Source organism: Bradyrhizobium sp. CB1717, from assembly GCF_029714325.1.
Taxonomy (GTDB): Bacteria; Pseudomonadota; Alphaproteobacteria; order Rhizobiales; family Xanthobacteraceae; genus Bradyrhizobium.
In genome coordinates this window covers 85,842-98,802 of record NZ_CP121666.1, presented here as the reverse complement: position 1 = coordinate 98,802, position 12,961 = coordinate 85,842, and the positions used below count along the sequence as shown (strand labels likewise).

The following is a 12,961-nucleotide window of genomic DNA, read 5'->3' as shown; positions in this document are numbered from 1 at the left end:
GCAGAACGGCCGGCGTGACGCCGGCCGTTGCACAAATTCTTCGGAAACGCCGCGGATCAGACCGCTGACGTGATCCACTGCTGCAGCTTCGCCTTCGGCGCGGCGCCGACCTGGCGGGAGGCCATCTCGCCGCCCTTGAAGATCATCAGGGTCGGGATCGACATCACGCCGTACTTGGACGCGGTCTTCGGGCTCTCGTCGACATTGAGCTTCACGATCTTGACCTTGTCGCCCATCGCGCCGGCGATCTCGTCGAGAGCGGGCGCGATCATGCGGCAGGGGCCGCACCATTCGGCCCAGAAATCGACGACCACGGGGCCGTTCGCCTTGAGCACTTCGGCTTCGAAATCGGCGTCGGAAACCTTGCTAACGGCCATTGGAGTACCTCACTCGGTTGAAAGAGAATCGGCGCGACGTGGAATCGCGCCCGGGATCATGGGGTGAACCTATGAACGGCTCCTTGCCGGGTCAAGGACGCTCACACCGAGATGAAGGGATGCCAGCGCCGCGTCCAGCGCGGGGGCCGAAATCTCCATATATTCAAGGGCCTCGGTCCAGAGCAGGACCGCCCTGACCGGCTTTTGGGGATAAAGCCGCGCCAGCACCGCCCGGTACAGCGCAAGCTGCCGGACATAGGTTGCCGGCGCCTCGGCGGCGCTCTTGGGGGCCGCCTGGTTGGTCTTGAAATCGACGATCAAAACCTCGTCCGGACGCACGACCAGCCGGTCGATCTGTCCCGACACCAGCGCTGGGCTGCGACCGGGCCGCTCCAACCGGCCGGCAATGGCCACCTCCGCCCGGCTGCCGGCGGCAAAGACCGGGGCAAAACGCGGCTCCGTGATCAAGGCAAGCACCTTGTCGGCGAGCGCGATGCGGTCGGCTTCCGGCCAGTCCGCGGCGTTGCGCGCCATGAAGCCGAGCGCGGCCTCGCGCCGGCGCTCGGTGGCGATGTCGGGCAGGGATTGCAGCAGCCGGTGCACCAGCGTGCCGCGTTGCAATGCCAGCGCGCGGGATTGGACCGATTCGCCTGATCGCACCGAACGGCCTTCCTCGGTCGACTGCCCGGAGGGACGCACCGCATCGTCCTCGGTCATGTCGCTCGGCGCTGGCGTCCGCAGCCAGTCCGGCAGCGCGATGGTCTGCTCCACCGACGTCGCCGGCGTGCCCAGCGCCGCGGCATCCTCCAGCCGGGCGAATCGCGTGACCTTGCCGAGCGGCGTCTCGGTCGTCTGCTTGTCGAGGCCCGAGCCGGCAAGGCCGGTGTCGATGAGGTCGTACCAGCTCAGCTTGCGCACTGTCCTCATGTTGCCGGGCATGCAGCCGCCGACGATGAGCCGATCGGCCGCGCGCGTCATCGCGACATAGAGCAGGCGGCGATACTCGTCCTCGGTCTCCTCGATCATGGCCTTGCGCGCCTCGACGACGGGCTTGGGTTCGTCCGCCTTGCGGCCGGCCCAGACCACAACCTCGCCGCCATTGCCGCGCGGCACCTGGATCAGCCGCAGCCGCTGCGAGTCCGCCGGCGAGGACGTGGTGTCGACCATGAACACGACCGAGGCCTCGAGGCCCTTGGCGCCGTGCACGGTCATCACCCGCACCTCGTCGCGCGAGATCTCCATGTCGCGCTTCACCTCGGTGTCGGCCGAGCGCAGCCAGGCCATGAAGCCCTGCAGCGAGGCCGGCGCCTTGCGCTCGTAGTTCAGCGCCAGCTCCAGGAATTCGTCGAGCGCGTCATTGGCCTCGTGGCCGAGCCGGCGCAGGATGCGCGCACGGCCGCCGTCGCCTCCGAGCAGCCAGGCGTAGAAGGCGAACGGCGTTTCCTCGCGCGCGCGGATCTCGCAGGCTTCCAGACGTCGCAACACTGTCGCGAATTTTTCGCTTCCGGCCGCATGCTCGCCAAGCGCGCGGCGCAGCGAGCCCTTGCGATCCCAGGCGAGCTGGAACAGATCGTCGTCATCGAGCCCGAACAGCGGGCTCTTCAGCGCCACCGCCAGCGCGAGATCGTCCTGCGGCAGCAGCAGCGCGTCCGCAAGGTTCATCAGATCGATGATGCCGATGTGCTCGGTGAGCTTGAGCCGGTCGGCACCGGCGACGGGGATGCCTGCGTGCTTCAGCGCCTGGATCACGGCGTCGAACGCATTGCCGCGCCGGCGCACCAGGATCAGCATGTCGCCGTAGCGCAGCGGACGGCGCTCGCCTTCGTGTCCGGTCAACGTGCCGCTCTCGACCAGCCGCTTGATCTCGGCCTGGATGCGCCGGGCAAGCTTGACCTCGGGGCTGGTGACGGCGACGCCGTCGAACGGCGCGCGCCAGCCCTCGATCTCCTGCCGATCGTCGGCCTCAGCCAGGTCCCACAACTCGATCACGCTGGGGCCTGCATCGGCCAGCGCATTGTGCAGGGGATGGCCGATCTCGACCGAATGGATGCTCTTGTAGATCTGGGGCTCGCGGAAGACGTGGTCGACCGAGTGCAGGATCGCGGCGCCCGAGCGGAACGAATAGGTGAAGGCGACCGGATCGAATTTCAGCCCTGCCGCGGTGAACCTGCGGTGCAGCTCGCGACGCCGCGCGTCGAACTCGTGCGGAGCTGCGCCCTGGAATGAAAAGATCGACTGCTTCTCGTCGCCGACCGCGAAGATGGTGCGGTTGAGCCCGTCGCGCGCGCCTTCACCTGCGGTGAACTCCGAGATGATGTGCGCGACGATGTCCCATTGCCGCGGGCTCGTGTCCTGGGCCTCGTCGATCAGCACGTGATCGACGCCGCGGTCGAGCTTGTAATGCACCCAGCCCGAGGAGACGCGGTTCAGCATCGCCAGCGTCTTGTCGATGAGGTCGTCATAGTCGAGCAGGCCGCGCTCCTGCTTCTCGCGGCGGTAGTTGGCGGCGGCCGCGGTCGCGATGTGCAGCAGGGCCGCGGTGCGGTCGCGCATGGTCACCGCGCGGCGCTTCTCGATCAATCCGCCGAGGCGCTGCACCTCGGCTTCGAACAGGCGTGCGACGGACGGATTGTGGTCGCAAAATTTCTTGGTCAGCACCGCCTTGCGCGGCAGCTTGTCGTCGGTGAGGAAGACGCAGAGATAGGCATCGACCTGCGCGCTGCCGGAAAACACCTTCGCCTCACGCAGCCGGCCTGCCTGGTCGTTGTCGGACTTGCTGCCGTCCTCCAGTGCGAAGGCGATGTCGTCCCAGCGCGACCGCGGCAGGAACGGCCCGTCGAGGATCTCGGTCTCGACGTCCTCGATACGATCGCTCGCATCGACGCCAAGCACCGCAGCCAGCTGCGCCGCTGCGGCTTCCGCGTTACCGGCCTCATCGGTCCAGGCCATGAAATGATCGCGGCTGAGGCAGGCCTCGCGCACGACCTCCTTGAAGGTGACGTCGGCGGCGCTCGCCATCGCCGTCAGCAGTGCCCGGCCGGTGACGCTGTCGGGGTCGCGCGCGGCCTCCAGCAGCACCTTCAGATTGGCGCGCTCCATCATGTCGGTCTGGTCGCGCTCGTCGATGACCGAGAAGCGCGCGGGCACATTGGCCTCGAATGGAAACTGCTGAAGCAGGCGCGTGCACAGCGCGTGGATGGTCTGCACCTTCAGCCCGCCGGGCGTCTCCAGCGCGCAGGCGAACAGTTTTCGCGCTTCGCGCCGCAATTTTCGATCAGGATGCGGGATGCCGACGGCGCGGATCGCGGCGTCCAGCCCGGCATCATCCAGCGTCACCCAGTGTCCGAGCGTCGTGAACACGCGCTCGGCCATGTTGGCGGCGGCAGCCTTGGTGAAGGTGATGCAGAGGATCTTTTCCGGCGGCACGCCCGACAGCAAGAGGCGGATCACCCGCTGCACCAGCACATGCGTCTTGCCCGAGCCGGCATTGGCCGACACGAAGGCCGACGCGGTCGGATCGGACGCGCGCGCCTGCCGCGCGCGCACCTCATCCGGGATGGGACGCGGAAGCTTCACCATTCCTCGATCCCCAATCCGCCGGCCGCGGACCATTCCTTGATGCGGGCGAGGTCGTCATAGGCGCCGTACCGGTTGGTCCACATCGGCAGGTTCAGCGAGGTGTAGGGCTGGTTCTCGTCCTCGAAGGCGCGGATCAGTGCTTCCAGCTTGGCCCGCGCCTCAGTGGCGGCCGTATCCGGCGGCTGCGGCTCGTCGCCCTGCTTGTATTTGAGCTCGAGGATGCGTTCCTCGCCCGGCGGATTGTTGCCGCTGAGGCGGACATAGACGAGCTGGCTCACCGATGCTCCGGCGTCGATATCCGGGAAGCCGCCCTCGCGCAGGATCGCCGCCTCCAGCGTGAGCTGCGGCGACAGGCCCATGCGCACCTGCTTGCCGGTCGGTGGCTGGCCGGTCTTGTAGTCCAGGATGGCGTAGCCGCCGCCCTGGCGCCGCTCGATGCGGTCGGCGCGGGCGGAGAGATAGAAAGTGCGCCCATTATCGAGCCTGATCGGAATCTCGCCACGGATTTCCGCCGTGATCGCCTCGATCCCGTCGCGCCGCACGGTCTCCCATTCGCCGAACCAGCGCGCGATACGCTGGAAACGCGGCCACCACAGCGCGCGGGCCTCGGGCCGTTCCATCAGCGGCGCAAAATGCTTCTCGCCGATTGCGCGCAGCACGCGCGCGGGATCGTCGGGCAGACGCGTCGCATAGCTTTCCGTGAACTCGCCGACCGCATCGTGAATCGCCGAGCCGCGATCGGCGGCCGACAGCGGCATGTCGACGGGATCGAGCGCATCCAGCCGCAAAATGTACTTGGCGTAGATCGTGTAGGGATCGCGCAGCCAGTCCTCGATCGCGGTCACGGACATCTTGAGCGGCCGCGTCGCGCGCGGCGGCCGTGGCTCGGGCTGCTTGATCGGTCGGACCTCGTCGGGCTGGTCCAGCGCGCCTGCGAACTGCACGTATTTTTCGCCGGCGCGAACGGCCGTCTTCCAGAGTTCGTCGCCCGCCACCGCCTCCAGCCGATGCAGGAAGCGTGAGGCGACGGCCGGCGCGCCGCCGGCCTTGGCGGAATGGGTGAGGATCACCTCGTCGCCGCCGAGCAGCTGGGCGAAGTCGTGCGCGGAGAGCCCGATACGGCGCTCCGGCAGGTCGAGACCAAGCTCGTGCCGCATCGGCCGGCTCAGCCAGGGATCGATGCGCGGCGCCGGCGGCCAGACGCCCTCGATCAGGCCGCCGACGATGATGCGGTCGGCCTGCATCAGGCGTGATTCCAGCGGACCGTAGATCTGCAGCCGCGCGCCCGGCCTGTCGCGACGCCGCACCGCGCGGTCGCCGAAGGCGGTCTGGAAGACGTCCGCGTAGTCGGGCAGTGGCACCATCAATCCGCTGGTCGTGCCGCCGCGCAGGAGATCGTCGAAGGCGCCCGCGAGCGCGAGCCCTTCGCGGTCCTCGAAGGCGAGCGGGATGCCCTGCTCGTCGCGCGACAGCTCGATCATGACCTCGCGATGCCGGTGCGCGAGCTCGGCGAAGTCATATGGTTTTGATGGCGGCAGGCTCTCGATCGGCGCCAATGCTTTTTGCAGCGTATCGATCAGCGCCTGGATACGATCGAGATCCTCGGCCTTGAGACGCGCACGGGGCTCTGCCTTATGGAGCACGGAGACTTCGCTGCGCCACAGCTTTGCCAGCTCTTCGCGAAAACGGTTGAACTCGCGCAAGAGACCGGCCGTGCCCGCAGGCGGGCGTGTGCCGCGCAGGACCGCGAGCTCGAGATCTTCGATCGCCGCCTTCCATGCGCCGGGTGCGCGGCCGAGCCGGCACAGCGGATGCTTCAGCATCGCCAGCAGCGTTGGCGGCTCCAATCCCTTGGTCGCGGCCTCCGCCGCGAGCCGCGCAAAGACGCCGGCTGAGGTTTCCATCAGGACGTCGCCGCCGGAATCGTCGAAGGCGAGATCCCATCGCGTCAGCGCGGCCATCACCCGCCGCGCCAAGGCGCGGTCAGGCGTCACCAGCGCCGCTGATTTGTCGAGATGGCGAGCCTCGCGCATCGCAATGGCGATCGCGAGCGCTTCCATTTCGGGATTGGGCGCCTCGACGACCGCGAGATTTGTCATGCCACCGGCGATCTTGGCGGCGACATCCGGCTGCTTCAGCCGGTCGTGCCAAACCTCCGTCTTGGCAGATGGCCGCATCGATTCCGATGCGAGGATGTCACGGCCGCCTTCCACCGGTGGCTGAAGAATCTCGACGTCGCTGCGCTTGATGCCAAAGCGCTCCAGCAGCGCGTGCATCGCATATTGCGGATGGTTCGAGGCCGGATGCTCGGCGAACTTGCCCAGCGAGTCGCGTACGCCGCCGATGGTGCGCCAGGCGTCGTCGTCGAGATCGGTATCGAGGCCCGGCAGCACCACCGCGCCATGGGGCAGCGCGGCGACCACATGGAGAAACTTCGCGGTGGCCGGCATCGAGCCGGTCGAACCGGCCGCGATCACCGGCCCATGCGGATGCGCGGTCAGGCGCCTTGCTTCCGCCGCGATCAGGAGATCGCGCCGCGCCGCCGGCTCGATCCGGTTGATCTCGGCGAGATGAGCGGGCCAGGCGATGCGCGCGATGCGCAAAAAGTCGAGCGAGTGCTGCCAGTAGCGATCGAGGTTATCAGGCACGAGGCCGTCGAGTGCGCTCCAGTCGACGCCACGCGTGACCATGTCGTCGATCAGGCGTGCGAGGTCGCCGGCGAGAGCAAGCGTCGAGGCGGGGCCGCCGACCACCAGCGGCGCCAGCACCGGGCCCTTGGCCCAGGCGGCGACGAGTTGTGCCAGCGTCAACCGCCGTTCCAGCTCGCCAAGTCGTGGCGGAATGTCGAGCGGCGTTGCGCCGGAAAACTGTTCGCCCTCGTCTGCGAAGGCGAGCTCGTCCTCGTCGATGTCGCCGAGCGCGACGATGCGCGGCAGCACCACCGCGTCCGCCTTCATCTCGTCGAGGAAGATCTCGCGGACGACGCGCATGGCGCGCCTTGTCGGCAGATACAGCGTGGCGTCGGCCAGCCGCGCCGGTTCCTTGCGGGCCTCGAAGCCGTCCACCAGCCGGCCGTCGAGCAGGGCCGTGACGACCGTGCGCAGGAACGGAACTGAGATGGGAACGCTGAAAACACGCATGGGCTGCCTGATTCGGGAATCAGGGCAATATAGGCAGGCGGACTCGAATGGTCATGGGTGCGGGTAGGGTCTTTCCCCGCTGTTCGCCGGGCTGGAGCAGGTGCCGTAGGGTGGGCAAAGCGAAGCGTGCCCACGCATTTTTGCGATCGAGAGAGAGGGTGGGCACGGCGCAAGGGCGCCTTTGCCCACCCTACGGCTCTGCCGTGGTGGCCAGAGGCTGGCTACGCCACGCTCTCCAAAAACGCCTCTTCCGCGGCGTGCACCGCATCGGGGGTGCCGACATGCATCCAGACGCCGTCGAGACGGAGGCCGAACAGCCGCTCCTGCTCGTTGGCGCGGTCGAACATCTTTGTCAGCGAGAATTCGCCCTGCGGCGCACCGGCGAAGATCGACGGCGACAGGATCGCCGCTCCGGCATAGACGAACGGGACGACCTCTTTCTCCTTGCGCTTGCGCAAGGCGCCGTCGGGCAGCATGCCGTAATCGCCGCGGCCGCTATAGCCGATGCTGGTCGCGGTCGGCGCCATCAGCAGCAGGATGTCCATGCGCTCGGGGTCGAAGTTTTCGGCAAGGCGGGTCAGATTGGAGCGCACGCCGTCGATCCACAGCGTGTCGGAGTTGACGTGAAAGAACGGCGCGTCGCCGAGCAGCGGCAGCGCCTTGACCACGCCGCCGCCGGTGCCGAGCACCTGGTCGCGCTCGTCCGAGATGGTCACGCGCGGAATCTGACGCGATGCGACGTGGTCGATGATCTGGTCCGGCAGATAGTGCACATTGACCACCGCCTCGCTCACGCCGGCATGGCCGAGCTTGTCGAGCACGTGGTCGAGCAGCGGCTGCCCGGCGACCGGCACCATCGGCTTCGGCATCTTGTCCGTCAACGGACGCATGCGCAGGCCGAACCCTGCGGCGAGCACCATGGCTTTGGTCGGCTTGACGGACATCCTTTGCCTTCTCAAAACTCTTCTGTCTCGGACCCACTGGTTTTGCGTTTGCAGCAAATCCTAGCACGAGACTTCATCAGCCGCACCGCGTCTCAACCGCCTTAACCACCCGCCGTGACGGTTGTACGACGGGTGTTGCCGTTACGCCCCGACGGATGCGGAACGCGCCTTTTTCTTCCTGTCGCCGACCTTGAGGAAATTGACGCCGATCTGGTCGCCATTGACCCAGGCCAGTTCGCAGCGCCGGTACGCAAGTCCCGTGGACGAGAGCAGCAGAAAGAATTCCTTCAGATGCAGGCCTTCGACCGAACCGTCGATGGTCAGCTTGGCGCCGCTCTCGGAGACGTCCTCCATGGTGCAGTCGCGCCGCCAGGTGCCGTCGATTCCCATCATCTGGGCCGGTATCCCGCGCTCGAAAACAACCCGGCTGTTGCCGCGCTGATCCGTCTTTACCGCCATCTGCCCCGCTCCAGCCCCGTATTTATCCGGCTGCCTCGCCGCCAGAATAGCGACGTCTTGGCTAACAGCCGGTAAATCGGGCCCGAATCAGGCCTGTGGCGGGCCCTGGGGTGGCGGCACGTTGGCGAGATACCACTCGCGCAAGACGCTGAGCGCGGGATGCGCCAGCGAGCGCTGGAGATAGGTCCAGATCCGCGGCTGGTGGCGCAGATAATGCGGCTTGCCGTCGCGGCGGTTGAGCCGCGCGAAGGTGCCGAGCAGACGCGTGTTTCGCTGCGCCGACATGATCGCGTAGAGCTCGGCGAAGCCGGCGGCATCGAAGCTCGCGTCATGAGCGCGCCGCGCCTTGATGTAGCGCGACAGCAGCGTCAGCTCGATGTTTTCAGGCACGTCGATGCGGGCGTCCTGGAGCAGCGACACCACGTCGTAGGAGTGCGGCCCGAGCACGGCGTCCTGGAAGTCGATCACGCCGACGCGCTCGATACCGCTGCGCATCCCGAGCCAGATCAGATTGGGTGAGTGATAATCGCGGATGATCCAGGTCCTCGGCGTGGCCAACGGCTTCTTCAGCAGCTCGCGCCACATCGCGAAGAATTCCGCGCGCTTCTCGTCGCTCAGCGGCGCGTTGCGATCGGGCAGATACCATTCCGGCATCAATCCGATCTCGATCAGAAGCGCCTCGACGTCGAAGACGGGGATGTCGTAGGTCTGCCCGTCCAGCGACAGCGTCTCCGGCAGCGCCTTGCCGTGCAGCATCGCCAGCACGTCGGTCGCGGCCTCGTAGCGCTCGGCGATCGGGCGCGGCGGATCGCCCTCGATCACGCCCTCGCTGCCGAAATCTTCGCTGATCAGAAAGCCGTGGTCGAGATCGACATGGTGGATGGCCGGCGCCGAGATGCCTTGCGCGCGTAGGCCCTCGTCGATGGCGACGAACGGCCTCACGTTCTCGGCGAGATGCACCGCGGCGCTATAGGACTTTCCGTTGTAGAGGGCCGCGCCGTCGGGGCGCTGCGGGAAGTTCATGAGGATGACGATCTCGTCGTCGCGGATCAGTCGCGCATAAGAGCGGGTCGAGGCATCACCGTTCATGCGCTTGCGCGTTGCATCGATATAGCCGGATGCATCGAGGAATTCGCGCAGCGCCTGCAGCCGCGCGACCTGCGCGGCACCCTTGCCGAAACCGGTGATGTCGGCGGCGCGCGCATTCGAGCCCAGCGCCGGCCGATGTGTCAGGGCGATGTCGATGCGATCCGCGGGCATGGCCGACGGCGCGCGCTCCGGCCATTCGATCAGCACGAGCGTCGCCTCGGGAAGCGGCGACAGCCCGATCTCCTCGAGCTCGCCCTCGTCCTCGACGCGGTAGAGATCGGCATGCATCACCGGGAAAGGCGGCAGCTCGTAGCCCTGCACCAGCGTGAAGGTCGGGCTCGGCACCTCCAGCTCCTCGTCGCCGGCGAGGTAGCGGATCAGCGCGCGGGCGGCGGCGGTCTTGCCGGCGCCGAGATCGCCGGTGAGGGTGATGAGGTCGCCCGGGCCGACCAGCAGGGCGAGATCGGCCATCAGTTGCGCGGTGGCCGTCTCGTTGTGAAGCGCGACGGAGAATGTCGTTGGCGCGGTCATTCGGCGGCGTCGCGATGCGCCGCCTGGTCGGTCGGGAAGTCGCAGATCACGACCGTGCCCCGGCCGACGATCGAATCCACCCGCACCTTGCCGCCATGCAGCTCGACAAAGGAGCGCACCAGCGACAGGCCGAGCCCGGCTCCGCGGTGACGCGAGCCCTGCGAGCGGCTTTCGAACCAGTTGAACACCTTGTCCTTCATGTCGGCAGGTATTCCAGGCCCGGAATCTGTCACAGTGAAGACCACGCTGCGTTCGGTGCGCCGCGCGCTGATGCCGACGGTGGAATCCTGTGGAGAAAACCCGACGGCGTTGGCGAGGAGGTTATAGAGCACCTGCACCACGCGCTTCTCGTCGCCGATGAAGCTGCCGACATCGGGCGCGATCTCGACCTTGAGGCGGATGCGGTCGGTGGCGAGGCGGTCCTGGATGCCTTCGGCGGCGAGCTCGATGGTCTTGCTGACGTCGACGGGCCCGAGTTCCAGCTTCATCGCGCCGGCGTCGATGGTGGCGAGATCGAGGATGTTGTTGGTCAGCGCCAGCAGTGCGTTGGTCGATTTGGTGACGTAGTCGAGATATTCGGCCTGCTTCGGCGTCAGCGGCCCGGTCGAGGGGTCGCTGAGGAAATGCGCGAAGCCGATGATGGTGGTGAGCGGCGAGCGCAGCTCGTAGGAGACGTGGTGGACGAAATCCACCTTCATCTGGTCGGCGGCTTCCAGCGCCTCGTTGCGCTCGCGCAGCGCGCGCTCGACATTCTCGGTGTCGGTGATGTCCTGGAACGTCAGCATGGTCGCGCCGTCATGCAGCGGACGGATCATGCCGTCGAGCACGCTGCCGTCCTTGCGCTCCAGCTTGATCGGCACGTCGGCGCGGTTCTCGATCGAGGTGATGGCCTCGCGGATCTGCCGCCAGACCTGCGGATCGTCGAACAGCTGATGGCACCAGCCTTCGACGGTCTGGATGTGCGGCTCGTCGCGCATGGCATCGCTCGACAGCTTCCACATCCGCACGAAAGCCGGGTTGAACAGCTGCGCCTTGCCGTTGCTGCCGAACACGGCGACACCCTCGGCGAGGCTGTCCAGCGTCTCGCGCTGGACCCGGATCATGCCGTCGAAGCGGCGGGCCAGCTCCAGGCTCTCGGTGACGTCGTCGAACAGATAGGTGACGCCGCCTTCCGGGTTCGGCGTGGTGACGACGGAGAGCGCGCGGCCGTCAGGCAGATACCAGGTGTCCTTGGCGGTCTCGACCGCGCGATAGGCCTCGTGCAGCTTGGCTTTCCAGGCGCGGAAATCCGGCTGCTCCGGCAGCTTGCGCGCGGCGCGAAGCTGGTCGAGCACGCTGGAATCATCGGGATTGGCGTCGAGGAAGTTGCGGTCGAGGTCCCACAGCCGGCGGTAGGAATCGTTGTAGAAGGCAAGGCGCCGATGGCCGTCGAACACGGCAACGCCGGAGGAGAGCTGGTCGAGCGTGCGGCGATGCGCCTCCGCCATCCGCACCAGGGCCGAGCTCAGCGCATCCGCCTCGCTGGCATCGATGGCGGCGCCGACGCTGCCGCTGCCGACATTGACGGCGCGGACGTCGTACATGCGCCGTTCGCCGCCGATCACGATCGGCAGCCGCGAAGTGAAGCTGGCGGCATCCTTCAGTCCGCGCTCCATCGCGGTGCGGTCGGCGCTGTCGAGCAGCTCGAGCTTGCGCTCATGGGCATCAGTGATGCTGGCCGCCTCGGTGGCGCGGACATAGGCCGGATTGGCATAGGTGAGCGCGCCGTTCTCGCCCTTGGCCCAGATCGGCCACGGCGCGGCGGCGGCGAAGCCGCGCAGCATCTCGGTCTCGTCCAAGAGCGCCTTGTAACGCAGATGGGTCTCGGCCAGATCGCGCCGCAGACCGGAGAGCTCGCGAATCCGGACGATGGCCTGGCCGCCGATGGCGCGGCCGATGGCTTCCAGCGTGTGACCATGCGCGGTGGTCAGCGTCAGCTGGAACCCGTCGCCACGGTCGCGCAGCGCGTCGACGGCGTGGTCCATCTGCAGCGCGGGTTCCGGCGGCAGCCAGGTTCCGAACGCCAGCACGCGCTGCGGTGAGGAATCCCGCGGCAGCACCATCGCGATGTCGCCGGAGATCTGCGCGCGGTTGTCGCCGGCCGGCCAGGAGATCAGGATCTGCGGCTCGGCGAACAGCAGCGCGCCGAAGCGGTCGGACTGCAGCTGCAGCTCCCCGATCCGCGCCCGCAGCTGCGCCTCGTTCTTCGCCGTGCGCACCCGCGTGCGCATCAGCAGGATCGCGGCCATGACCGAGAAGCCGAGCAAGGCCAGCGCGGTGGCGAGCACCGCGAGTTCCTGCCGGTTGAAGTCCAGCAATATGGAGAGTGTGTCGACGAGGTCGGCGGCCTCAGCCGGCGCAGCCGGCAGCAGCGCTGCGAGAGCGCCGCCCAACAAGCTGTTGCGCGCCAACGATGTGCACGACAGCAGCGTCCGACGCATCGACACGATCACGCCTGACATAGTTGCCCCAAGACCGCACGGATTTACGCGCGGCGACCCCCGCCGCACGCGAATCAAAAGACAATACCCCTACCGCGACTCCACCGGTAAGAGTCCAGATCGTGAACGCAAACGCGGCTCCAAAAAAATGACGGCCGCGCGGTTCCATCTGCACGTAATTCTGCGGGTGATTCGGCTGGAATTGCCGTGTGTTAGCGAGCTCGCGAACCGCGAAGCAGGTGCGCTTCATCCCCCGCCTGCGGGGGAGGGTTGGGGAGAGGGTGTCTCCGCAACGGGACCATCCCCCAGAGGAAAGAACCCTCACCCGGCACTACGTGCCGACCTCTCCCGCAAGCGGGAGA

General features: G+C 67.2%; 7 protein-coding genes. All 7 read right to left on the bottom strand.

The annotated features are described in order from the left end of the window. Nucleotides 1-56: 56 nt before the first annotated feature. Entirely contained in the window at nt 57-377 is a 321-nt protein-coding gene (gene trxA / locus QA649_RS00405) for a thioredoxin (protein ID WP_008540017.1), read from the bottom strand. Between the two features lie 69 nt (nt 378-446). Next, entirely contained in the window at nt 447-3,956 is a 3,510-nt protein-coding gene (gene addA, locus QA649_RS00400) for a double-strand break repair helicase AddA (protein WP_283022494.1), read from the bottom strand. Then, on the bottom strand, nt 3,950-7,096 hold the full coding sequence (addB, locus tag QA649_RS00395; protein ID WP_283022493.1) for a double-strand break repair protein AddB: 3,147 nt from the start codon (nt 7,094-7,096) through the stop codon (nt 3,950-3,952). Before addB ends, addA begins: the two co-directional genes overlap by 7 nt. A gap of 221 nt (nt 7,097-7,317) precedes the next feature. Then, nucleotides 7,318-8,040 carry a nucleotidyltransferase family protein gene (locus QA649_RS00390; protein WP_283022492.1) on the bottom strand — a complete coding sequence of 241 codons (723 nt, stop codon included), beginning with the start codon at nt 8,038-8,040 and terminating at the stop codon, nt 7,318-7,320. A gap of 141 nt (nt 8,041-8,181) precedes the next feature. Beyond that, on the bottom strand, nt 8,182-8,499 hold the full coding sequence (locus QA649_RS00385; RefSeq protein ID WP_018644163.1) for a PilZ domain-containing protein: 318 nt from the start codon (nt 8,497-8,499) through the stop codon (nt 8,182-8,184). Nucleotides 8,500-8,586: 87 nt separating this feature from the next. After that, nucleotides 8,587-10,119 carry a tRNA (adenosine(37)-N6)-threonylcarbamoyltransferase complex ATPase subunit type 1 TsaE gene (gene tsaE / locus QA649_RS00380; protein WP_283022491.1) on the bottom strand — a complete coding sequence of 511 codons (1,533 nt, stop codon included), beginning with the start codon at nt 10,117-10,119 and terminating at the stop codon, nt 8,587-8,589. Beyond that, nucleotides 10,116-12,620 (bottom strand): PAS domain-containing sensor histidine kinase, encoded by a 2,505-nt coding sequence (locus QA649_RS00375; RefSeq protein WP_283022490.1) that lies wholly within the window; start codon nt 12,618-12,620, stop codon nt 10,116-10,118. Before QA649_RS00375 ends, tsaE begins: the two co-directional genes overlap by 4 nt. Nucleotides 12,621-12,961: the final 341 nt, after the last annotated feature.